The sequence below is a fragment of the Vibrio parahaemolyticus genome, assembly GCF_900460535.1.
GTDB classification, from domain to species: Bacteria; Pseudomonadota; Gammaproteobacteria; order Enterobacterales; family Vibrionaceae; genus Vibrio; species Vibrio parahaemolyticus.
The window spans coordinates 1,485,673-1,510,047 of the sequence record NZ_UHIL01000001.1 but is presented as its reverse complement, the minus strand read 5'-3'; the positions used below and the strand labels follow the sequence as shown (position 1 = coordinate 1,510,047).

17 protein-coding genes are annotated in these 24,375 nt (G+C 45.4%); 7 read left to right on the top strand and 10 right to left on the bottom strand.

What is annotated here, in order from left to right:
• Window positions 1-45 precede the first annotated feature (45 nt).
• From DYB02_RS07575 to DYB02_RS07560, 4 genes are all read right to left on the bottom strand, one after another.
• The gene (locus DYB02_RS07575; RefSeq protein ID WP_031849003.1) at window positions 46-1,719 is read right to left on the bottom strand and encodes an alkaline phosphatase D family protein; all 1,674 of its coding nucleotides are present in this window, start codon (window positions 1,717-1,719) and stop codon (window positions 46-48) included.
• A 380-nt stretch (window positions 1,720-2,099) separates the two neighbouring features.
• Complete coding sequence (locus DYB02_RS07570) at window positions 2,100-2,477, bottom strand: hypothetical protein (protein WP_005462601.1); 378 nt, start codon at window positions 2,475-2,477, stop codon at window positions 2,100-2,102.
• Between the two features lie 236 nt (window positions 2,478-2,713).
• Window positions 2,714-3,472: a phospholipase A gene (locus DYB02_RS07565; RefSeq protein WP_005462596.1), complete on the bottom strand. Its 759-nt coding sequence runs from the start codon at window positions 3,470-3,472 to the stop codon at window positions 2,714-2,716.
• A 185-nt stretch (window positions 3,473-3,657) separates the two neighbouring features.
• Window positions 3,658-6,012, bottom strand: coding sequence for a helicase-related protein (locus DYB02_RS07560; protein WP_029805675.1), 2,355 nt, complete (start codon window positions 6,010-6,012; stop codon window positions 3,658-3,660).
• Between the two features lie 214 nt (window positions 6,013-6,226).
• Between DYB02_RS07560 and DYB02_RS07555 the strand changes: the two genes are divergently transcribed.
• The 3 genes from DYB02_RS07555 to DYB02_RS07545 all read left to right on the top strand — a co-directional run bounded on the left by DYB02_RS07555 (window position 6,227) and on the right by DYB02_RS07545 (window position 10,418).
• On the top strand, window positions 6,227-7,915 hold the full coding sequence (locus DYB02_RS07555; RefSeq protein ID WP_029805673.1) for an NAD-dependent malic enzyme: 1,689 nt from the start codon (window positions 6,227-6,229) through the stop codon (window positions 7,913-7,915).
• A gap of 165 nt (window positions 7,916-8,080) precedes the next feature.
• A complete protein-coding gene (locus tag DYB02_RS07550; protein ID WP_005462605.1) occupies window positions 8,081-8,815 on the top strand; it encodes a SanA/YdcF family protein in 735 nt (244 codons plus the stop codon).
• A 232-nt stretch (window positions 8,816-9,047) separates the two neighbouring features.
• Entirely contained in the window at window positions 9,048-10,418 is a 1,371-nt protein-coding gene (locus DYB02_RS07545) for an SLC13 family permease (RefSeq protein WP_005495550.1), read from the top strand.
• Between the two features lie 374 nt (window positions 10,419-10,792).
• Here the strand turns inward: DYB02_RS07545 and DYB02_RS07540 are convergent, their stop codons facing one another.
• Window positions 10,793-12,130, bottom strand: a complete 1,338-nt coding sequence (locus DYB02_RS07540; RefSeq protein WP_029806802.1) for a diguanylate cyclase — start codon at window positions 12,128-12,130, stop codon at window positions 10,793-10,795.
• Between the two features lie 349 nt (window positions 12,131-12,479).
• Between DYB02_RS07540 and DYB02_RS07535 the strand changes: the two genes are divergently transcribed.
• A complete protein-coding gene (locus tag DYB02_RS07535) occupies window positions 12,480-13,304 on the top strand; it encodes a DUF2797 domain-containing protein (protein ID WP_029806800.1) in 825 nt (274 codons plus the stop codon).
• A 92-nt stretch (window positions 13,305-13,396) separates the two neighbouring features.
• On the opposite strand, the gene DYB02_RS07530 is transcribed toward DYB02_RS07535, so the two are convergent.
• Both DYB02_RS07530 and DYB02_RS07525 read right to left on the bottom strand, forming a co-directional pair.
• Complete coding sequence (locus DYB02_RS07530) at window positions 13,397-14,632, bottom strand: cysteine desulfurase-like protein (RefSeq protein WP_029806721.1); 1,236 nt, start codon at window positions 14,630-14,632, stop codon at window positions 13,397-13,399.
• On the bottom strand, window positions 14,616-15,272 hold the full coding sequence (locus DYB02_RS07525; RefSeq protein ID WP_015296577.1) for a 2OG-Fe dioxygenase family protein: 657 nt from the start codon (window positions 15,270-15,272) through the stop codon (window positions 14,616-14,618). The genes DYB02_RS07530 and DYB02_RS07525 overlap by 17 nt, the downstream gene beginning before the upstream one ends.
• Window positions 15,273-15,632: 360 nt before the next feature.
• Here DYB02_RS07525 and trxB point away from each other — a divergent pair, with 360 nt between their 5' ends.
• The 3 genes from trxB (at window position 15,633) to cydC (ending at window position 20,197) form a co-directional block, all read left to right on the top strand.
• On the top strand, window positions 15,633-16,592 hold the full coding sequence (gene trxB, locus DYB02_RS07520) for a thioredoxin-disulfide reductase (RefSeq protein WP_005495561.1): 960 nt from the start codon (window positions 15,633-15,635) through the stop codon (window positions 16,590-16,592).
• A gap of 103 nt (window positions 16,593-16,695) precedes the next feature.
• Window positions 16,696-18,483 (top strand): heme ABC transporter permease/ATP-binding protein CydD, encoded by a 1,788-nt coding sequence (gene cydD, locus DYB02_RS07515; RefSeq protein WP_005488660.1) that lies wholly within the window; start codon window positions 16,696-16,698, stop codon window positions 18,481-18,483.
• The gene (gene cydC, locus DYB02_RS07510) at window positions 18,476-20,197 is read left to right on the top strand and encodes a heme ABC transporter ATP-binding protein/permease CydC (protein WP_029805561.1); all 1,722 of its coding nucleotides are present in this window, start codon (window positions 18,476-18,478) and stop codon (window positions 20,195-20,197) included. Before cydD ends, cydC begins: the two co-directional genes overlap by 8 nt.
• A 70-nt stretch (window positions 20,198-20,267) precedes the next feature.
• On the opposite strand, the gene dsdA is transcribed toward cydC, so the two are convergent.
• The 3 genes from dsdA to DYB02_RS07495 form a co-directional block, all read right to left on the bottom strand.
• Complete coding sequence (gene dsdA, locus DYB02_RS07505; protein WP_029805559.1) at window positions 20,268-21,599, bottom strand: D-serine ammonia-lyase; 1,332 nt, start codon at window positions 21,597-21,599, stop codon at window positions 20,268-20,270.
• A 105-nt stretch (window positions 21,600-21,704) separates the two neighbouring features.
• On the bottom strand, window positions 21,705-22,799 hold the full coding sequence (gene serC, locus DYB02_RS07500; RefSeq protein ID WP_029805557.1) for a 3-phosphoserine/phosphohydroxythreonine transaminase: 1,095 nt from the start codon (window positions 22,797-22,799) through the stop codon (window positions 21,705-21,707).
• A 138-nt stretch (window positions 22,800-22,937) separates the two neighbouring features.
• On the bottom strand, window positions 22,938-24,203 hold the full coding sequence (locus DYB02_RS07495; RefSeq protein ID WP_029805556.1) for a DUF945 family protein: 1,266 nt from the start codon (window positions 24,201-24,203) through the stop codon (window positions 22,938-22,940).
• Window positions 24,204-24,375 lie beyond the last annotated feature (172 nt).

The window sequence follows — 24,375 nt, the reverse complement described above, 5'->3', positions numbered from 1 at the left end:
AGTCCGCCTTGATGAGCGGACTTTTACTTTTTTCGCCAGTTTAGATTAGATAATGTCTAACGTTGTGCCATTTGTCGTAGACGCCGACTTCGTCGTCACCTGATACTTTTTATCTTTGATGGTCGACACCAAGTACCACGTTGATTGAGCGGCATCAGCAGTAAAGGTCACTCGCATAAAGCCACGTTGTTTAATGTCAGCCCATTGCAGCTCGGAGACTAAATGCGGCAAGGTGTATTCCATTTGAGCAATCGCCACCGGGTCCAACGCCAAATACTCTTCCAACCCCGGAGAGCTCACCGAGCTCGTCGCAAACTCGACCCCTATCGGATTGTTTGACACATCTTTTAACTCACTTGCCCACGCGTTGTGAGTATCGCCCGCTAAACACACAAAATTGCCACTACTTGCTTTGGCCAGTTGGTAGACTTTTTCACGCTCGACATAGTAACCATCCCAAGCATCGAGGTTGTAAGGCAGAGAAATGGGATCTGCACTTGGATCGGCAAGATAACCGGTAATCGCTGTATTGACCGCCAACAAAGCTTCTGTTTTCTTCTCTTCTGTAGACGTAAACAGTTGGAACATCGCCGTCATCACTGAACTTGGTAGCTCCATTCGCGACATCAAAACTTGTTGGCCTAAAACGTTCCATTTTGCATCGTGCGTGTTGAACTCTTTCATCAACCAAGCAAGTTGTTCAGTGCCTAGCAGTTCTCTGTCTGCACTGCGTGATTGAGCAACTAACCCACCGATAGCTTCCATTGTTGGTGCACTGAGTGAGAAGTAATCCAATGGCTTATCACGACCGACAAGGCGCGTATCGAGCATCATGAGATTCACTAAGTTGCCAAATGAGAACTGACGATAAATCAACATGTTTGAGAATGTATTCTCACGAACTGGCAACCACTCAGTCCATGCAGCCGCAGCGGCGGCTCGACGGTCGATAAAGCTACCTTCATCGTCTTGATGGTTCTCTGCGCCATTTTTCCATGTGTCATTAGCTAACTCGTGATCATCCCAAACTGCAATCATGGGCAGTTTGGCATGTAATGCTTGCAGATCGGCATCTTGACGATATTGGGCGTATCTTTTTCGGTAATCGTCCAGCGTGATACATTCTGTGCCTTTGCTCGGTTCGCGCCCTAATGCAGCGGCATCTTCACTGGCATAGCCTCCAGCCCCATATTCATAAATGTAGTCACCAAGATGTAACACAACGTCGAATGGCGATTGTTCATGTTGATTTAAGATCTCGCGATAAACGTGGAAATAACCCGCTGGATAGTTGGCGCAAGACACCACCGCCATCGATGCTTTTTCGACACCATCTTCAGGTAGAGTTTGAGTTTGCCCTACCTCACTCATCATCTCGCCGACCATAAATCGGTAGTAGTACTGAGAATTGGCGTTGAGGTTTTGTACGTCCACTTTTACCGTGAAATCACGTCCTGTATCGGTAGTGAATACGCCACTTTGCACGACATTTGAAAACTCCATGTCGGATGCGACTTGCCAGCTCACATCCACGTAACTCGCGGCTGTAGTCACCCGAGTCCAAATAATCACTTGTGCTTGAGTCGGATCGCCACTGGCGACACCATGTTCAAAACTAACGGCAACGGATTCATTATCGTCGCTGCCACAACCGATTAGACCGGTAGCAACGGCGGTTGAAGAGACAACTTTCATAAAGTCTCGACGAGACAAAGACATACTGACTTCCTTTCTTATTGTGTTTTTGTTTTTGCCCAAATAACGCAACGAATAAAAATCTCCCTATCCGCAGACAAAAGAGTATTGATTCGAGCTCACAGCGCCGATGATTTGGGTCGGTAATTTGTCCTAAAAACACTAAGTTAGAAGCTAGTTATGACAATTGCATTTCCAAAGGTTACATTTTTGTTAAATTAAGTGTAAATACTCTATATTCATCACACTTCCAACAAAAGTGGCATTGGACTAAGCCAATCAATAATATGAGCTAGACAGAGCAGGTGGAATGCATGGCGCTTGAGATACGAAAAAAGCGACCCAGAGAGGTCGCTTTTGTGGTGATTCTATTTAAGCGTACAAGTGAGATTAGAAGGCCACGCTTAAAACTTGATATTAAGAACATCTTGCTCCGACGCATCGACCTTTAACTTACTGCGAGATTCAATATATTCAATCTGCTTTGAGTCGAGTGAATATGGCATGACAACACGTAATTCATTTATCCCTTCATGCTTTGCGAGCTGAGTTAAACGAACTAAGTTCGATTCGTCACTTTGGCGTGAAGACATCGATTTTAATGCCGCATCCCAGAGTCGATCTTCCGGTCGGCTCAACTCTGCAATGTTCTGCTTCCACATCAAACCAAAAATGGGCGCAATGGTCGCGAACGCCTCTAAGAAGGTCCATTTCTTACTTCCTGTAGCTCCTAAAAAGCTGGTGTAGTCGAACTCAATGCATGTCTTTCCTTGTTGATCCATTCTCTGCCCCCGACACTCGAAAATGAGATATACCAAATATCGTTCAACTATTTTGATATAGCAATGGGATATAAAAGAATAGTCTTTTATGCCCTTAATTACATTCAAAAGGAAATATTAAAACCAGCTTTGTAACAAGTGATGCACAGCTTCGCCATATATAAGCATTCAATTGATTAATATTTCAAACAGCAAACTAAAAACAGGGCTTAAGCGATGATGTCAATATCAAAAGCTTATAGATTCATCAGCTTAATGCCAAGCCCAACACGGGTTTGAGAATGGTCATAGTCGATCAGCGTTTCACCGTAGCCATGGTAACCTTGAAGATATACACCAAGAATGTCATTGAAATAGAATGTGTAACCTAGTTCAACCCCACCTTTATCATCAGCAAAGTTGTAAAAACCGCGCGTATTGACCACGCCCGCACGGGTATAAACTTTCGCCCACAACTCGTAAGGTGCGTAGTAATTTTCCATGTCGTCATTTTCTGTGGTAATCACCCACCATGCATGTACGCCATACTCGACTGGGCCAGAAAAACGCTCGGCAGCGACATATAGACGATCCCAACTGCGTGACAGTTTGCTGGATTGACCGTTCGATTCATGTTTGTAACCGGCTTCAACATGATTGAACAACAACATGTTCGATTGATGCGCTAAGAACACTTGCGGCTTGTAGTTTGTTTCTCTAAATGGCGATGAGATATCAGAGTTTGCCAGTTGCCATAGGGACTTTTGAGTATAAGCCCCCATCAAAGCAGTGCCTGAGCTGAAGCGATAAAATGGAATTGATGCTGAGATCTGAAACTTCACTTCAAAATCTTGCAGTGAATCCATCTCTGAGCCCATTTCACTGTAGGCGCTTTGGTTGATGTCTGTGGTGTATGTACCTAGAACGTAGTTGTCTTCGTAGGTAGAGATATGGGTAATGTCTTTTCCGTAAGCAAGTACGGGGCACAACAAGAGCGGAATTACTTTATACTTCATCGTTATCCTTTTGCCGCCAAACCATAAAGCGGCAATATCATTCCTTATCATCGATAACTTCGACAATAAACAGCAAGGGAAAAGCGGTTAAAGCAATTTTCATTCCGGATTTTATAATTAGCTGAAGATTTTACAATAAGCCGCAGATACACAGCTCTATTGTTATCAGCTCGTTGATAAAAAGCTTATTTTACATCTACCACACGGCTGGCTTTTTTGTACTGAACTTTCCACCCAGCCCATCTTGGAAGTTCCCAGCGTTTAGGGTCACCTTTGCGATTTCCTTCTGTGTAGATGACATGAACCAACTTGCGAGACACAAAATATTCCACATCAAGCTTGAGCTCAGCTAACACGAGCTTCAGAGGGTACTGCTCTGCGAAGTCGTTGTATTCCCACTCGGGAATGCCTTCAAATGGAAGGTCATCAGCCTCGAACAATTCGATGTCATCAACACTTTCAACGCCGAGCGTTGCCAGTTGTTCAGTCAGCCAAACAGAAAAACAAAGTTCATCAAGGACTTTCTTATCCACCAGTTCAGTATTCAGACCTAGGGAATTGTAGATTTTCCAGTGTTGAATTTGTTGTTTTCGCAATGGAGCAAATCCTTGCAACAACATTTCTTGTTCGATCATGTCGACGATAGATTGAATCGCCACTTCACCTTGTAACGCTTGATGCTCGGTGAATATTGTCCGACCAGCGTACACTAAGTGCATAGTTGCTAGCGGAGTATCATCTTCGTATTGAGTATCACCTTGGTGCCATTCTCCCAGTTCGAGCGTTTTAATGAGGTCGAGCGAAATCGGCATCATGACAGATGCAAGGTTGAGCGTTTGTTTAACTCCCCTACCCGGTACGCTGTGGCTATCTAGCACCAAAGCCGCTTCACTTTTATCCGGAAAACGACTGTTTCGACCAACGACCATTTCCATCGAACCATTGCCAAGTGCATCTCGGCGACGCTCTCTGCGCACAAACACCAATTCAGGATGCAAAGCCGCTATCGCTTGAGTCAGTTGATCTCGTCGATAACGCGAAGCCACTTCCAATTGAGGCAATTCAAATACGTCCCGCATCTGCTTTGCTAAGCCTTGCGCTTCTTCCAGCACACTGGTATCAACAATCACAACAGGAAGCTGTTCTCCACGCACCAACCGAATCATTAGCGACGCGTCACACCCCAAAGGTTCTTCTTGCTCTAGTGCCTCTGTTGCCTCTCCCCCTTGCAGTTGATACAGCTGTGCAGGCACGGAGAGCGCTGCCGCTAAATCGATCATGGCTTCTTTTTCGGCTTTGGTCGGAATGCGAGTCACCAGATCGGCGAATAGCGCATCAATTGGCAGTGGATAGACTTTTTTGCCGTGCTCAGTTACGTCACCGTTATCGTCTAATGCACCCATCGCTTGCAAACACAGAAGTGCTGCGTTCAATGACTTTTCTGGAACCGCATCAAGAAAGTGCAGCTCAGATAAACGATAGCCACAACACGCCGCCGCAAGCATGGGCTCTACCAGCTCTTCACGATGCAACTCCGGTGGCGTGACCAACTCTAATGGAGCATGTTCGCCAAATAAACGGATACAAGTGCCTTCTGCTACACGCCCTGCACGCCCCATTCGCTGTGCTGCACTGGCTTTTGAAATGTTGGTTAATGTGAGAGCAGTACGTCCGTTGCGCTGAACCGTTCTTCGCTCCAAACCGCTATCAATCACAACGCGGATGTTAGGAATGGTAAGCGACGTTTCCGCGACATTGGTTGCCAGCACCACTTTGCGCTGCGCTTGAACAGTTAAAGCTCGATGTCGCTCTTCATCACTGACCGAGGCATGAAGTTTCACCAACAGCACATCATCCAAGTGCTGTAACATCTGCGCGCACTGAGCGATCTCTTTTCGACCTGGTAAGAACACCAAGATATCGCCTTCCTCATCTTCAAGGGCTTCTTTTACTGTTTTCACCACGTCATTTTCACACCCTTTTTTATTGGGCAGATGACGACTGTCTATTACTCGATGAGTCACCGAGACAGGAAAACAGCGCCCTTCTGAGCGAAGACGATGAGCATTAAGATAATGTGCGAGTTTTTCGCCCTCTAATGTGGCAGATGTCACTATCAATCGATGCTGATTTTCTTGCTTCAAAATTGCGGTTAGTAGATCAATGTCCCAGCGACGTTCGTGAAATTCGTCCACTATCACGATGTCGAAGCTTGCAAGTTTGTCTTCCGCAAACCAACGCAACGCTACACCCGGCGTCACAAACACAACTTCCGTGTTCTCATCGAAATACGCATGCAGCTTGATCGCGTAACCAATTTTGTTACCTATCGGCTCACCAGATTGCTCCGCAAGAAACTCAGCTAATGAGGTACAAGCAATTCGACGTGGCTCGATGACCAAAACACGTCCGTGCTTTGCCGCCCAAAGAGGAAGGCGTGTTGACTTACCCGAACCCGTTTCGGCTTCCACAACGAGGTGGTGGTGCTTCACGTGTTGGTCAAATTCAGCTTGTAAGCTATCGATAGGCAGTTGAAACATAAAGAATGGATTTTGTTGTGATAATGCTGAGCATTATACCCAAGTGAAAAAATCCTGCTTTAGGTATCTCTTACAACAAATATTGACGATATTTTCGTCGGTAAACGAGTTTTTTTGCGACATTACATTGATGTGCGTCAACGCATGTTTACAACTAAATGGTGAACCCGTTAAAATTTCGTGCGCATCCTTCAACCCTACATTAAGGCACCCAATGAACAACGATAAACGCCCACTATATATTCCATATGCGGGTCCGGCTCTTATGGCAACCCCTCTATTGAACAAAGGCAGTGCTTTTTCTGCTGAAGAACGTAGTTCATTCAACTTAGAAGGTCTGCTTCCAGAGACAACAGAAACAATTCAAGAACAGGTAGAACGTGCCTACCAACAATACAAGAGTTTCGAAAGCGACATGGATAAGCACATTTACCTGCGCAATATCCAAGATACCAACGAAACCCTATTCTACCGTTTAGTACAAAACCATATTTCTGAGATGATGCCGATCATCTACACGCCAACCGTTGGTGCTGCGTGTGAGAACTTCTCGAACATTTACCGTCGTGGTCGTGGTCTATTTATCTCTTACCCGAACCGTGATCGTATCGATGACCTGCTAAACAACGCAGCCAACCACAACGTAAAAGTGATTGTTGTGACTGATGGCGAACGAATCCTAGGTTTGGGTGACCAAGGTATCGGCGGTATGGGTATTCCTATCGGTAAGCTTTCTCTGTACACCGCATGTGGTGGTATCAGCCCTGCTTACACATTGCCTATCGTTCTGGATGTGGGTACAAACAACCCTCAACGTCTTGCTGATCCAATGTACATGGGCTGGCGTCATCCTCGTATTACGGGCCCTGACTACGATGCATTTGTAGAAGAATTCATCCAAGCAGTACAACGCCGTTGGCCGGATGCACTTATCCAGTTTGAAGACTTCGCGCAGAAAAATGCGATGCCTCTACTAGAGCGCTACAAAGACCGTATTTGTTGTTTCAACGATGACATCCAAGGTACGGCAGCAGTAACCGTAGGCTCTCTACTGGCAGCATGTAAAGCGGCGGGTACTCAACTTTCTAAACAGCGCATCACTTTCTTAGGTGCGGGTTCTGCGGGTTGTGGTATCGCAGAAGCGATCATTGCGCAAATGGTATCGGAAGGGATTTCTGACGAGAAAGCACGCTCTCAAGTTTACATGGTCGATCGCTGGGGTCTGTTACAAGAAGGTATGCCTAACCTGCTTGATTTCCAACAGCGTTTGGTCCAAAAACACAGCAACACAAAAGAGTGGGAAAATGAAGAAAATGGCTTCTCACTACTGGATGTAATGCGTAACGCGAAACCAACGGTACTGATTGGTGTATCAGGTGCTCCTGGCCTATTTAGCCAAGAAGTAATCGAAGAGATGCACAAACACTGCAAGCGTCCGATTGTCTTCCCGCTATCAAACCCAACCAGCCGTGTTGAAGCAACACCAAACGACATCATCCGTTGGACAAACGGTGAAGCGCTAGTGGCAACGGGTAGTCCGTTTGATCCTGTGGTTCACGAAGGTCGCACTTACCCTATCGCACAATGTAACAACAGCTACATCTTCCCAGGTATCGGTCTTGGCGTTTTAGCGGTTAACGCAAAACGCGTGACTGACGAAATGCTAATGGAATCAAGCCGAGCGCTGGCTACATGTTCTCCACTTGCGATTAATGGTCGTGGTGCACTTCTACCACCTTTGGAAGAAATCCACCTAGTATCGAAGAAGATCGCTTTTGCCGTTGCGAAGAAAGCAATCGAGCAAGGTGTGGCACTGGAAATCACAGACGAAGCGCTAAACGATGCTATTGACCAAGCGTTCTGGCAGCCAGTTTACCGCCGCTACAAACGCACAGCATTCTAAGCTTGAGACAACTTGTATAATTATTAGCCCCTACTCTGTAGGGGCTTTTGTTTTTTAAGCTGTTTTTTATCATCCTAACCAGATTTTGGCATAAATGGGCTTCTCTCTTTTTGTTTCTATCAGATATGATGAGGAATACACATTTATTAAAGGGTATAAGACGTTTTGCTGTTTTCTCGTATAAGGTCAAAGTGGAAGCTTAAGTGTTCGTGGAAGCGAATTGCTTTGATTTTGTCGATCTCTTTATTTGGACTCCTCCTGTCTGTCGTTGCCATCGACCGCTGGGTCGCATTGCAGGCCAAAGACAATATCTTTATCGATTACGACCAAATACCCCAGCACGAAGTCGCGGTGGTGCTTGGTACGAGTAAATACATCGGAAAGACACTCAACACCTATTACACTCATCGCATCAATGCAGCGATCGAGCTTTATAAACAAGGCAAAGTGAAACAGTTTTTGCTTAGCGGAGACAACGCACATCGCTCTTACAATGAGCCATGGACCATGAAACGAGATCTGCTTAAAGCCGGCGTTCCAGAAGAAGTCATTCATCTCGATTACGCTGGATTTCGGACTTTGGATTCCATCGTGCGAGCAAAAAAGATCTTCGCCTCAGAGCGTTTTTTGATAGTGACTCAACGCTTTCACTGTGAGCGCGCGTTGTTCATTGCCGATGCGTATAACATTGATGCACAGTGCCTTGCAGTCGCAGGCCCAACGGCGAACAAACAAAAAACTTCGATGCGAATTCGTGAACTGCTTGCTCGTGTGAAAGCATTTTTGGATCTCTACGTAATGAATACGCAGCCACGCTTCCTTGGCCCTCAAGAGCCAATTCTTGCGGTAGAAGACCCAACAGAAGCATCAAATGCTGAGCGCAACATTCCTATAGAATAATCGGCTGGCACCATTTTCGTGCATCACGTCACACATGAATAACAATTCGTTAAAAACAAATGGGTAGAGTTCTACCCATTTCCAAATCTCAACCTCACATTTTCTTATTTCGCCTACGATTCAGGCCAAATTGCCCTTCGCATTCGCAGTAACATTTAATCAATAAATAACTACAAGTCAGTTACCTTGCCATAAAAAACCGACAAAAAGGCAATGCAAAAGGAGCACACCCATGACCGCACTCGCTGTGACACTGAAGAATTGGTTCTTCACTCGCAACAGCATGATTTTGAATGCCAACATTCTGCTGTTCATTATCTTGTTTAATACCCTACCCTTTGAACCACAAGTCGTAACCGGCATCAGCATCTTAGTGTTTGTTGCGATTCTTTGGTTAACAGAAGCGATTCACGTCAGCATTACTGCTTTGCTGATCCCGATGCTTGCCGTCTTCTTGGGCGTGTTTAACACCCAAACAGCACTGAATAACTTCTCGAACTCAATCATCTTCTTGTTCTTGGGTGGCTTTGCTCTCGCCGCTGCGTTGCACAAGCAGAAACTTGACCAAGCACTCGCTGACAAAGTGTTGCTGATTGCTCGTGGTCGAATGTCTGTCGCGGTATTTATGCTGTTCGGTGTGAGCGCAGGTCTTTCAATGTGGATTTCCAACACAGCAACAGCCGCAATGATGCTTCCTTTGGTATTAGGTGTCATGACGAAACTGGACGCGAAGAAAAACCACAACACTTTCTTGTTCGTTCTTCTCGGTATTGCTTACAGCGCCTCTATCGGCGGTATCGCTACGCTAGTTGGTAGCCCACCAAACGCGATTGCTGCTGCCGAAGTAGGTTTGAACTTCACGGAATGGATGAAGCTAGGTCTGCCAATCTCTTTGATTTTGATGCCAATTGCGATTTTGGTTCTGTACACCATGACCAAGCCAGATTTGAGCCACAAGTTTGAACTTGACCACAAACCTGTTGAGTGGACAAACGGCAAAATGGTCACACTGGCAATCTTCTTACTTACCGTCACTTTGTGGATTTTCAGCAAGCCGATCAACACCATGCTTGGCGGATTTGCAAAATTCGACACCTTGGTCGCGATTGGTGCCATCTTGCTGCTAGGCGCATCTCGAGCAGTAGAATGGAAGGACATTGAAAAGACAACAGACTGGGGTGTTCTGATCCTGTTCGGCGGCGGTATCTGCTTGAGTAACGTTCTAAAAGCGACAGGCACCAGCGTTTTCCTAGCGCACAGCCTAACTGGCTTCCTTGAGCAAGCAGGTGTATTACTCACTATCCTTTCTGTGGTTGCCTTTGTCGTCTTCTTGACTGAGTTTGCAAGTAACACAGCAAGTGCTGCGCTACTGGTACCAGTGTTCGCGACCATTGCCGAAGCACTTGGTCTATCACCAGTGATTCTGTCAGCGCTTATCGCGGTAGCCGCATCTTGTGCCTTCATGTTGCCAGTTGCAACGCCACCAAATGCAATTGTGTTCGGTACGGGTCACATCAAGCAAAAAGAAATGATGAGAATCGGCTTCGTATTAAACATTGCTTGTATCGGTGCACTGACACTGTTCGCTTGGTTGTTCTGGTAAAGAAACACTGACTCGATTAGCACTACACTGCTGTTCACGGTGATCGAATTGATAGCCCAAACTTCCCCTAAAGTGGTGTTCAGCAGTTTCCCTCTTGGTGGCCAGTTGGCCACCTTTTTTTATTCTTTCTTACCTCGTATTGGCGGATTCACTTTGCATTCTTCCCTCTAAAGGGGGAATTCCTAGTGCTCAATCAACCTTTACTCTTAAAGCCTGAACAAACTCTCATACCAGCTTCAATGAACAATCGAACTCAATAGCCTGCCAACACAAACTGTAGACACAAAAAAGCCGTCATACTTTGCTTTCATAAGCTCAGTACAACGGCGCGTTTAAACGAAAAGTGTGAATCGCTAGAACGTCATGCTATCTATTTATGCCTCATTCTTTTGGCAACTCAACAATCCGTAATTCACTTCAACGCGGTTTCGACCATTACGCTTAGCGAGATACAATACTTCATCGGCTCTTGCCATGGTCTCGGTTACGCGCTCATTTTGCATTTGAGCCACACCAATACTGCAAGTAAGTGCCTCTCCATGAACCCACAAGTGGTTTGCGACATTCTTGCGTATCATCTCGGCCTTTTTCACGGCTTGTTCGATATTGGTATCTGGGCAGAAAACCACAAACTCTTCACCACCCCAACGAACCAAACGGTCATCAGGTGCAATAGAACTGGCAACGACCATGACGAACTCACGCAGAATGTCGTCCCCCATTTGATGCCCGAACTTATCGTTAATCTTCTTAAAGTTGTCTAAATCCATATAAAGGATGCTCAACGTCGAGTGCCCCCAACGTACTTGGCGTGCTTGCTGTTCTAACCAAGTTTGTACAGCATGACGGTTCATCGCTCCGGTTAGCGCATCTCGGTGCGCCAACTCGGCAAATTCGTAATTCTGCGCGCGCAAAGTGCCATTCACTTTTTCTAGATGACGATGACGACGCTTCGCTTTTTCATACGCCGCTCTGTTTTTCCGTAGTTCATGCAGAGAGAAAGCCAGCCCTAAAGCCATCCAAGAAAACAATAGAGCAAACAACAACGTTTCTTGTGCAAGATAGGCACCTTCAAATTCGATCTTATCAATCACAATTTTGTGCTGACCAAGCGCAGCACCCGAACCAGTGGCAATATCAATACGCGTAATGTTCGAAAACTCTGGTGCAGAATGTTCAATATCGACCTTGTTATCCGCAAGCCACCAGGTCATTACCTGTAAGTTCTTAATCGGAATCTCGATGGTTTCACTAAAATTCGATGGAGAAAACTGCATGCCATTGTATTTGATAGTGTATTCATCATCCGGTTTCGAGTATTCCGGATTGTAGTTTCTCAGATAAAGACGCAAGTCATGGCTTGAGTTTTGCCCATTGCCCGCCTCTTCATAATGAAGCTTTAATCGGATGGTATGGTAATTAGAAAGATCGATGCCATGCGTTGGCTTCGCTACATCGGTATAAACCGAGATACCGCAATACGGCCAAGCATAACTGCTTTTTTTCAGCTCACAATTGAGTACCAAGCTTTGTGCATCATAGGTGATATCGGCCGAGCTTAGCCCACCTTCACTCGCATCTTTTGTCGCATAAATATTGAATTGTTCAGGTGTGATGACGAGCTTACGCGTGTCACCTAACACACTGTACAGAGCAACTAAACTGATCGTACAAATCGAAAGAGCGAAGATTAATTTGTGTATCCACTTCATAGGCAAGTGACCTGCTTAACTTATATACAACACAGTGTACTCAATGATATTTCGAACTTCAAATAAAGTCATTTATCAAGAAACAAAATTACTTTTGGCTTGGGTTCTTATTTCCGATACATGGTAACGCGTTTTGAACCGTTATCACGGTTTAAAATCGTCTAATTTGATGACTTACTTGTTATTTGCGAAGCAATTCACAACCACTCAAGCGAGGCACTATCATGCTTTGCGACGAGAAACAATGGTCATTCATTGTGGAAACATTGCCAGTTATTAGCCCTGTCAACCCTGCATCTTGAGCGCACTTCGTTATATACTGTCGCAAAACACAATAACGAGTAATGTCATGTCATTAATTGCTACTGGTACGCTAAACAAAATGCGTGCTTCTCTCCATGGTGCTGTCAGCTATCGTCTTCCTGTGGGTGATGAAGAAGTCGATCTGTCACCGTTTCTCGGTAAAACACTCTCGTTGACGCATACTGGCAATATTTTTTGTTGCTCATGCGGTAAGAAAACCAAAAAGAGCTATTCTCAAGGCCACTGTTTCGTGTGTATGAAGAAGCTTGCGAGCTGCGATATGTGCATCATGAAGCCAGAGACTTGCCACTACGATCAAGGCACATGCCGCGAACCGCAGTGGGGAGAAGAAAACTGTATGGTGGATCACTTCGTGTATCTATCAAATACATCAAGCTTGAAAGTGGGCATCACTCGCCACACTCAAATTCCAACACGTTGGATTGATCAAGGTGCAACTCAGGGTCTGCCAATTTTCAAAGTCAAAACGCGTCATATTTCAGGCTTGATTGAAGTGGAACTGGCAAAGCATATTGCAGACAAAACAAACTGGCGCACTTTGCTTAAAGGCGATGGTGAACCGATTGAGTTACAAGATCGTTTTGCTGAACTGCTTCCTCTTGTGCAAGACAAGATTGCTGAAATCAAACAGCAATTTGGTGAAGATGCCATCGAGGTGCTGAGCGAAACCATTACCGATCTTAGCTACCCCGTTCAGCAACACCCAACGAAAATCACCTCTCATAACTTCGACAAAAACCCGGTTGTGACTGGTATTTTGCAAGGCATCAAAGGTCAGTATCTGATTTTTGATACCGGTGTGATTAACGTCCGCAAATTTACATCTTACGAAGTTGAAGTAAGCGCATAGATACGTCTGCTTTACTATACAAACTTCCTAGATAAAAAAAGCTCGAGCACTGGCTCGAGCCTTTGTTTTTCTTCGTTCAGAGCGATGAGAGATTAAGCATCAAGGATGCTTTCTAGCACATCAAACAACATATCCACTTCTTCAATAGTGTTGTAATGCATACAACCAATTCGTACGACCCCACCTGATTCTTCAATGCCAAGCTGACGAACCAAACCAAGTGCATAAAAGTGGCCATTCCAAACACAGATATTGTGCTCACCTAAGGTCTTAGCGATAAACTCTGGTGAATACTTGTCAAATGTTAGGGCAAACGTCGGCGTACGTTGCTGACAATCTTCGCTCTCAATGCCATACAGTTTCACACCTTCTAGCGCGTCGAGTCGTTGCAAAAAACGCTCACTTAAACGCTGTTCGTGTTGATTGTAAAGCGCGTAACTTTGTTCTAATCGCTGACGAAGTGGTAAGTCGTTATCGCCAAACTGAGCCAAATATTCCACTGCGGCCGCAACACCAGCAAGGCCTTCGAAGCTTTGTGTACCCGTTTCAAAACGACCCGGACCAATATTCGTAGCCGGTTCTACTTTATAAGGACGAAGGCTGTGCAACCATTGGTCAGCCACGTAAGCGATACCGACATGCGGACCAAAGAACTTATAAGCAGAACACGCTAAGAAATCACAGCCCAGCGCTTGTACATCGACTAAGTGGTGAGGAGCATAATGCACTGCATCGACATAAACTTGAGCACCAACACCGTGCGCCATGTCAACTACGCGCTGAATATCGACCATCGATCCCGTGGTGTTTGACGCATATGTCACGGCAACCAAGCGTGTTTTTTCTGAAAGTAGGCTTTGTAAGTGCTCAAGATCTAAAGTGCAGTCCGCTTCATTGATTCGAACTTGGTGAACCTTAGCACCTTTGTCTTCTGCTGCTTGTTGCCAGCTTGAAACGTTCGAGTAATGGTCAAGCGCTGAGACAATGATCTCATCCCCTTCTTGCCAATCACGACTGATTGCACGGCTTAACTGGAACGTCAGTGATGTCATGTTCGCGCCAAAGACAATATTACCAGACGAAGGGGCATTCAATAGCGCTTGTGCCGACTCGCGCGCACTCTGCATGACATCGACTGTAGCTTGGCTAGAGAAGTAATGCCCACCCAAGTTGGAATTAAAACGCCCAAGGTAACCGACCATTGAATCAAGCACAGATTGAGGAACTTGCGAGCCGCCAGGCCCATCAAAAAACGTAACTGGTTTGTCATTATGATACTGAGCCAGCGCGGGAAACTGTTCTCTGATTTGATTAAGATTGAAGTTCATTACGTTTGTCCGTTGCGGTTAATACAAAGACATCCATGTGGCCTGCTTGGTCATCAATCACAGAACGAATTGGACAGGCGTTGTGCCAAAGTTTGCTGTCAGCCAACATCGCCACTTCCCCGTTTTCTAATACTTTGCGGAAAAATGGGGCTTGGTTATGGCTACTGTATAGCATGATGTCACCACCAATGATGTTGTGACGACCAACACCAACCATCGCGATATGATCAAAACCGTCTTGGTGCACACCTTCTGGCGCGACCTGCGTTTCGCTATCTAATGCAGTGATTCGAATCTGGTGAATTTCGATTTCTTGACCATTTGGAAGGTGGTTTGCGCTCACAAATAGCGCACACATTTCGCGAAAGCCTTCACTTGCTAAAATGTCTTTCTCGATAGGTTCAAATTGACGAATGACATCACCCTGAAATCGGTTGATATCTGAAGACTGTACAAAGCTGTTCTTGTTCAAATCTATCACTTGTCCATCTTCAAAACTCACGACTGAGTAGCGTCGTAATCGATATTGCCCATCAGCGTGCTCAGTATGAGGTAACGCTTCAAATGAAGGCGAAAGTTGCTCAATTGCTGCCATGCTGAGCTGAGTTAAATGTAGAGTGTTCTCACGCGAATGTAACATCATTGACTCCTTTAATGAGGTACATTTAATTAACATTTAATTTACAACATAGATTACGCAAATATTCTGCAATTGCCAGCTTTTAACGTTGATAGCTTCAACATAAATAAAAAAACAAGATTAAAGCCCACAAACAAAAGCTAAATTAGGTATATGTTTTAGATTAAAGCTTACGCAACATTTGAAACTAGATTTCTCTACTGCAAATAGAATTTTATGCTGGATTGAGACAATTTCTATCACGCGATAGTGAGTTCTAATCTATAACCATTTATTCGATCTCAATCGCCGTTTATGCTTTTAAAGCTATAAGAATTTCCATACAATCGAGAGAAATGTTCAGCCCTCTTTGGAGCCACAATGAGCGACGTAAAACACTGTAAACTATTAATTCTTGGTTCTGGTCCAGCAGGTTACACCGCGGCAGTATACGCTGCGCGCGCGAATCTAAACCCTGTACTTGTGACGGGAATGCAACAAGGTGGTCAGCTAACCACTACAACAGAAGTAGAAAACTGGCCAGGTGATGCAGAAGGCCTAACAGGCCCAGCATTAATGGAACGCATGAAAGAGCATGCGGAACGTTTCGAAACAGAAATCGTATTCGATCACATCAACGAAGTTGAACTGTCTCAACGTCCATTCCGTTTAAAAGGTGATTCTGGTGAGTACACCTGTGATGCTTTGATCATTTCAACAGGTGCATCAGCTAAATACCTAGGTCTGGAATCAGAAGAAGCGTTCAAAGGTCGCGGCGTATCGGCATGTGCTACGTGTGACGGTTTCTTCTACCGCAACCAAAAAGTAGCGGTTGTCGGCGGCGGTAACACAGCGGTTGAAGAAGCGCTGTACCTATCTAACATCGCATCTGAAGTTCACCTGATCCACCGTCGTGATTCATTCCGTGCTGAGAAGATCCTCATTAATCGTCTTATGGACAAAGTGGAAAATGGCAACATCATTCTTCACACCGATCGCACACTAGATGAAGTTCTGGGCGACGATATGGGTGTAACTGGTGTTCGCATTAAAGATGTAAACACAGGCACAACTGAAGATCTTGAAGTGATGGGCGCGTTTATCGCGATCGGCCACCAGCCAAACACCCAGATCTTTGAAGGCCAACTAGAAATGAAAGATGGCTACATCGTTGTGAAGTCGGGTCTAGAAGGCAACGCAACGCAAACCAGCATTGAAGGTGTATTTGCAGCTGGTGACGTAATGGATCACAACTATCGTCAAGCAATCACATCAGCAGGTACAGGCTGTATGGCTGCCCTGGATGCGGAACGCTTCCTAGACGCACTTAGTGACAAATAACTTTTCACATTTGTGTCATATCCTTAAAGCCCAGCGGTATTCCCGCTGGGTTTTCTTTTGTATACTACCGCCTCATTAAAACAATTATCATTAAGCCTTCACGATGGATAAGAAAAAGCAAAGCAGCTTGAATAAGTGGCTTAAGCAACAGAGCAAGTTAGCCAAGCGCTGGCTCATGATTGCGATAGGCCTAGGCGTACTTTCAAGCGTGTTTTTATTGGCTCAAGCAGCCCTGCTCGCCTCCATTCTTCACCAATTAATCATCGAACAAGTCGATAAAAGTGAGCTCATTTGGCACTTTGTCGGATTAGTCGGAACCGTCATCGGCCGCGCTGCATGTACGTGGGGCCGCGAAATTGCGGGCTACCGCTGTGGCGAACAAATCCGAGTTTACATTCGACAGCTCATTTTAGACAAAGTCCACAAGCTGGGGCCTGCTTACATTAAAGGCAAACCAGCAGGCAGTTGGGCGACATTGATTCTAGAGCAAGTTGAGAACATGCAAGACTTCTTCTCTCGCTACTTACCTCAAATGTCGCTGTCGGTATTAGTTCCTTTCATCATTTTGGTTGTGGTATTCCCAGTTAACTGGGCGGCAGGTTTAATCTTCCTTGTGACGGCCCCACTGGTGCCTATTTTTATGGCATTAGTTGGTATCAAAGCCGCGGAAGCGAACCGTAAAAACTTCAAAGCAATGCAACGCTTATCCGGTCACTTCTACGACCGATTGCAAGCGATGACGACTATTCGCCTTTTCGACCGTACAAAGTCAGAAACTGAGACCCTAAAAGGGGCATCAGAGGTATTTCGTACCCGCACGATGGATGTACTAAAAATCGCATTCCTTTCTTCTGCGGTACTGGAGTTCTTCACTTCTATTTCTATCGCTATTACTGCGGTTTACTTCGGCTTCAGTTACATCGGTGAATTGAACTTTGGTTACTACGGTGCTGGCGTCACCTTGTTTGCTGGCCTGTTCATCCTGATTTTAGCTCCTGAGTTTTACCAACCACTTCGAGATCTCGGCACTTTCTATCACGCGAAGCAACAAGCGGTGGGCGCTGCCGAAAGTATTGTCGAGTTTCTTGAACTAGAGGTAGATCAAGTGAAAGATGGAACTCAATCTCTTGAACAGAACACGCCAATTCAAATCGAAGCTCAAGATTTGGTTGTTTTCAGCCCTGAAGGCAAACAATTGGCTGGCCCTCTGTCATTTTCATTGGAAGCCAATCAAAGCACTGCGCTTGTTGGCCCAAGTGGCGCAGGTAAAACCAGTTTGGTTAATACCATTCTTGGCTTTATGCCATACAAGGGCAGTTTGAAAATTAACGGCTGCGAGTTGTCTCAACTTGATCTATCGACTTGGCGCGAAGCTGTCAGCTGGATTGGTCAAAACCCAATGTTATTGCACGGCAGCATTCGTGATAACGTCACGCTTGGTAAACACGATATTCCAGACGCACAAGTGAATACAGTGCTCAACGATTCTTACGCGGCTGAGTTTGTTGAAATGCATGGCCTGAATTACGCAATCTCTGACCGTTCAGGCGGTTTATCTGTAGGACAAGCTCAACGTCTTGCACTTGCGCGAGCAATGCTACAAAACGGCCGTTTCTGGTTGCTTGACGAACCAACAGCAAGCTTAGATGCGCGCAGTGAAAAACTGGTGATGGAAGGAATTAATAAGTATACCCAATCCACCACTAACTTGATGATCACTCACCAACTTGCACCTTTGCAAAACGTTTCACAAATTCTCGTGATGCAAGATGGTCAAATCGTACAACGTGGCGACTACGCTACCCTAGCCTCACAAGAAGGTTTGTTTAAAGACATGTTAGCTGCCAACCTAGCGCAGCGCGAATCAGACAAGGGGAACCTAGATGCGTGATTTACTCCCTTATCTAAAACTGTATAAAAAACATTGGTTCGGTTTGTCACTGGGTATGCTATTGGCGTTCCTAACACTTGCTGCATCTGTTGGCTTGCTCACTCTGTCTGGTTGGTTTATCTCCGCAGCAGCAGTGGCTGGTTTAACCGTTGCGCGTGAAACCTTCAACTACATGCTGCCAGGTGCTGGCGTGCGCGGTGCCGCAATGGCACGAACAGCTGGCCGTTGGGGTGAGCGCGTTGTAAGCCACAATGCGACATTTAAGTTGCTAACAGACCTGCGCATCTTCTTCTTCAAGAAACTTGCTCCGCTGATCCCAGGCCGAGTGTCAACAATGCGCGATGCTGATCTGCTGAACCGTCTGGTAGCCGATGTGGACGCAATGGATCACGTTTATCTGCGACTTGTCAGCCCAGTCATTATTGGCATCTTTGGCATTCTGAGTTTAACCGCAGTCTTGGCATTCTTTGACTGGCATCTTGCGCTACTTTTAGGCTCAATTCTTACGATCATGCTTTTGGTGTGGCCAGTGCTTTTTTACAAACTGGGCAAAAACAATGGTGAGCACTTAACGCATAACAAAGCTCAGCTTCGTGTCGCGACACTCGATTGGCTACAAGGCTATAGCGAGCTGAGTATTTTTGGCGCAGAAGAACGCTACCGTAACCTGATTCTTGAAAAGCAAAAACAACTGCTTTCAAACCAGTTTGTAAACGCTAATCTGACTGGTATGGCGTCAGGACTTCTGATGTTGGTGAACGGCCTGACTTTAGTTGTCATGCTTTGGTTTGCTGCTGATGGCGTTGGTGGTCGGGCACCTGATCCTTGGATCGCCCTATTCGCTTTTGCAACAATGGCAAGTTTTGAAATTTTGATGCCTATTACGGGTGCGTTCCAATACCTTGGTCAAACGCTGACTTCTGCCCGTCGCTTGAACGAAGTGATTCTTGCTGAGCCTGATGTTGTCTTCCCTGAGCAATCTAAACGCGAAGAAAAGCCACTGGATATCGAGTTCATCAACATTGATTTTGCATACCCTGATGGACAACAGAAAGTGCTAAAAAACCTTTCGCTTTCACTTCCTTTAGGCTCGAAAACCGCAATTGTTGGTCAAACGGGTTCAGGCAAGTCGACTCTGATTCAACTACTTTGTCGCTACTGGGATGTAAACCAAGGTGAGGTTCGCATTGGTGGCGCTTCACTAAAAGATTGGTGTGAATCCGATCTGCGCTCAGCAATTACCGTAGTGAGCCAACGAGTAGATGTGTTAAACGGCACACTACGTGACAACTTGTTAATGGCGTCACCAAATGCGACTGATGAGCAACTGGCGGATATCCTAACGAAAGTTGAACTGGGTGCTCTGCTTGAAGAGCCGGGTCTTGATGCTTGGCTGGGTGATGGCGGTCGTCAGCTTTCTGGTGGCGAGAAACGTCGTATTGGTATTGCGCGAGCGTTGCTACGAGATGCACCGCTCTTGCTTCTTGATGAGCCAACCGAAGGCCTCGACAAGCGTACCGAACAAAAAATTATGGCGCTTTTCAACGAGTATTTTGCCAACAAGACGGTTGTGTTCATCACTCACCGACTCATCGAATTAGAGAACATGGACAACATTTGCCTTATGGAACAGGGCGAGATCATTGAGCAAGGCGACCATCAAACGCTACTCGCTCAACGCGGTCGTTATTACCAGTTGCTTCAATCTCTATAAGTAAGACTAAAAAAAGCTCATCTTCGGATGAGCTTTTTCATTGACTAACTCAACAAATTTGAAGAACGCTCTAACGACCAGACTTCGCCAAGTAAGCTGACATTTCGGCTTCTGGCACCATCCCTCCCCCGGTCGCCCAAACTAAGTGTGTGGCATTTTTCAAACGTTCATCCGTAAGCTGTAAACGAGTCTGGTAGTGTAGAGAACTCGATACATGCACCGCGCCCATCATTCCGGCTAATGCAGAGGGCTCCAAATTGATGCCTTCTCGTTCGCTCAGCTCACCTAAAAGCTGATACATACATTCGTCCGTCACGGTGTAGTAACCATCAATTAACCGCTCCATGGCTCGCCCAACAAAACCAGAAGGACGGCCAACGGCCAAGCCATCTGCCGCGGTGAGATTATCTATACCGATATCTTGCACCGCTATCTCATCATGCAAACCAGTATGTACTCCCAACAACATGCAAGGAGAATGTGTTGGCTCAGCGAAGATGCAATGCACGTGGTCACCAAAGGCCACCTTTAGCCCAAAAGCAACACCACCTGGCCCACCACCAACACCGCATGGTAAATACACAAATAGTGGATGACGTTCATCAACCACAATACCTAAATCATCAAATTGTTGTTTTAAGCGTTCACCTGCAACCGAGTAACCTAGGAACAAGGTTTGTGAGTTTTCATCATCGATAAAAAAGCAGTTGGGATCGCTCTCTGCCTGTTTTCGACCTTGCTCAACCGCAACACCATAATCTTGCTCGTACTCAACCACGTTGACACCGTGCGATCGAAGTTTATTTTTCTTCCACTCTCTCGCATCGGCTGACATATGAACCGATACTGAAAAGCCAAGCTTGGCACTCATCATACCTATCGACATGCCTAGGTTTCCCGTCGAACCAACCGCGATGCTGTATTGTTGGAAAAACTGTCGGAACTCACCACTCAGCAGCTTGCTGTAATCATCACTCTCACTTAACAACCCTGCGGCAATCGCCAGTTTTTCAGCATGAACTAACACTTCATAAATGCCACCACGGGCTTTTATCGAGCCGGATATTGGTAGGTGACTATCAAGCTTGAGCATAAGGCGGCCGAATATTGGGACGTTGTACTGAGTTTCCAAAGCTGCTTTCATCTTTGGAATGTCCACTACAGGCGACTCAATGAGACCAGAAGCGGCTTTGGTTTCAGGAAAAGCTTTCATAAGATAAGGAGCAAAGCGCTTGAGCCTTGCACTCGCGCAATGAATATCTTCTGCGTTCAATCCGACGTGTGGCAAACCTTCTTCAAGCGAGGTCACGTTGGGATTAAACCAACAAACTTCATCTAGGTTGATCAGTTGCTCTAAAAGTGGGAATTGTTTTTTAAGCACTTCCACATTCAGCTTGTTCATATCCTCTATCCTGCAATTCGTTCTTTAGAATCTTCCATTCAATTGGTTACGCACATAAACAAAAGCGCCGCAATTGCGACGCTTTTAACTCATTCAATTTGTGCTCTATGCGTAGTTTTGCTCGAACTCTTTCATGAAGTCGACCAACGCTTGCACACCTTCTAGCGGCATTGCATTGTAAATCGATGCGCGCATACCGCCCACCACACGGTGACCTTTTAGCGCCTTTAGTCCTTTTGCATCTGCAAGCTCAAGGAAAGTCGCGTCAAGTTCAGGCTTCGCTAATTGGAAAGGAACGTTCATTAATGAACGGTTCGATGGATGAACGCCGTTGCGGTAGAAATCAGACTGTTCAATGTAATCGTAAAGCAGTTTTGCTTTTTCGCGATTCACTGTTTCAATGCTCTTAACGCCGCCTTGTGCTTTAAGCCATTTGAAAACAAGGCCAGACAAGTACCAAGCAAACGTTGGTGGCGTGTTAAACATTGATTCTTTTTCAGCAAGAACTTTGTAATCAAGAATACTTGGTAGCACTTGTTTCGCCATGCCGAGTAGATCGTCACGAACGATCGCGATGGCAATACCTGATGGGCCAATGTTTTTCTGAGCGCCCGCGTAAATCACACCGTATTTCGACACGTCGATTTCACGAGAAAGAATTGTCGAAGACATATCAGCAACAATTGGTTTGTCGGTGATCGGAAGATCATTGATTTCGATGCCATCGATGGTTTCATTTGGGCAAAAGTGAACATAAGCCGCTTCTGGGGCAATTTTCCATTCGCTTGCAGGTAGAACAGCTACTTTACCGTCAATCTCTGTTTTGGCATCAAATACGTCAGGTTCGCAGTACTTCTTCGCCTCTTCGACTGCACTTTCAGCCCAGTAGCCACCATCGATGTAGGTTGCAGTTTCTGCATCACCAAGTAAGTTTAGCGGAACAGCGGCAAACTGAGCACGAGCACCACCTTGGCAGAACAGTACTTTGTAGTTGTCTGGAATATTCAGCAAATCACGTAGATCTTGCTCTGCTTCTTGTGCAACTTTGATGAACTCTTTACTTCGGTGACTGATTTCCATTACCGAAGTACCAAGACCTTGCCAGTCGATAAGTTCCTGTTGTGCTTGCTGCATGACAGCTTTTGGCAAAGCCGCTGGCCCTGCACTGAAGTTAAATACGTTGTCCGTATTTTGTTCCATTATGCTCATTGCTCCTGCTATGTAAATATTACGAAATTAATATCACGTTTTTATGGTGATAAAAACAAGAAAAGAGGTCTTAAGACCTCTTTTAAACTGAAAACGTCAAATTAACGGAAAGCTCTAATCGTAATCGGCTTATTTCTGCATCAACGCGGGCATTAACAGACCAATCAATGGAAATTCATGACCATTTTCAAACTTAAGCTTGCCTTCACCGATTTGAGCTTTAAGTTCATAACCACCATCGACTTTTTCAATCAACTCCATGATCAAAAGCTCATCAATGCCTTCTTGGATAAATGGATAGTGTTCAACAAGTTCATCTGAGAAGTAAGTACTCAATTCGCCGTTTGTTGCGGTCATCAACTTCATTGGGTCTTGCGTGATATGGTCTGTACCTTGAGGGACAGATAATTGCCACTCGTTGCGGAATTTACCTTCACCAAACGCCAAAGAAAGCTCATTAACTGAAAGCTTAAAACCCTTACTAAATAGCGTGTCGATGTGAGGCATTAATTCGGACACCTGTTGTTCATCAAGTACTGGTGAGCTTTGATAGATCGACATAATTTGATCGAACGAATTACTATCGACATCTGCAATAGCAAAATTCAACTTAAAGTTATCAACATCAGTGCCATCCGTTAGGCGCATTTTTTGAGCATTAATGTTCAATTGGCTGTTTAGCTTCTCACCGGTTTCGTCATTCGACGTGTTGCCGCTGTAGCTCGCCTTTTCAATCAAAAATACCTGTTTAAGCGATGAATCCACCACATCTAACTTTTCTAAAGAAAAGGTTTGTTCACCAAGCCAATAGCCTTTCGCTTGCTTACCCTTACCTTGTCCACTCAGCTCATTCAGGTGTAGCTCGTCACCATTTTCAAAATCGACTTGAACCGAAGGAATCGATACTTGGTACTTCAAATCACCGAGTACGGTAACATCGCCAGTCACTTGCGCAGGACTTGTCGAAACCGATACGCCTTGCGCTTCATTGCGATAGTTCCAGCTGTCTAAATCCAACGTAAACGCAGTGTTACCATTAAGCTGTGTTTTGCTATGCATGGTAAGCGGCAGAAAATCATTATCCACCAGCTTAGAGTCTGCTGTCAGGCTAGTTAAGCCATGGCTTACATCACTCGTGACTTCGAACATAATCGGCAAACCATCGCGTTCAAACTGTGTTTTCAGTTCAGGGTCAACCACTGAGTATCGAGTTAATACAACGGAAGAAAGGTAGCCGCGTTGGTATTCAACAACTTCGCCTTTGATCATCTTATCGTTCATATTGGCGATACCGTCTTCAATGATCGACTGACCAATTTGACCAACCGCAAGCGGCCAACACAACGCCAATGAGATTGCACCACCGATGGCGCCTAGTTTTTTTAAGTTTTGCATAACATCACTTTTCAGGTATTTGCGCTCAGTCTACCCCAAACTATTAACGGATAAAACATTGAGATAAATCAGACTATTGATGCTAATTCTAGTCCATTAGTCAGGAATCATACGCAGCTCGCACTCATTACACCGTTTTATTGATAAAGTTTGCTTGGCCAAGTTTTAACCG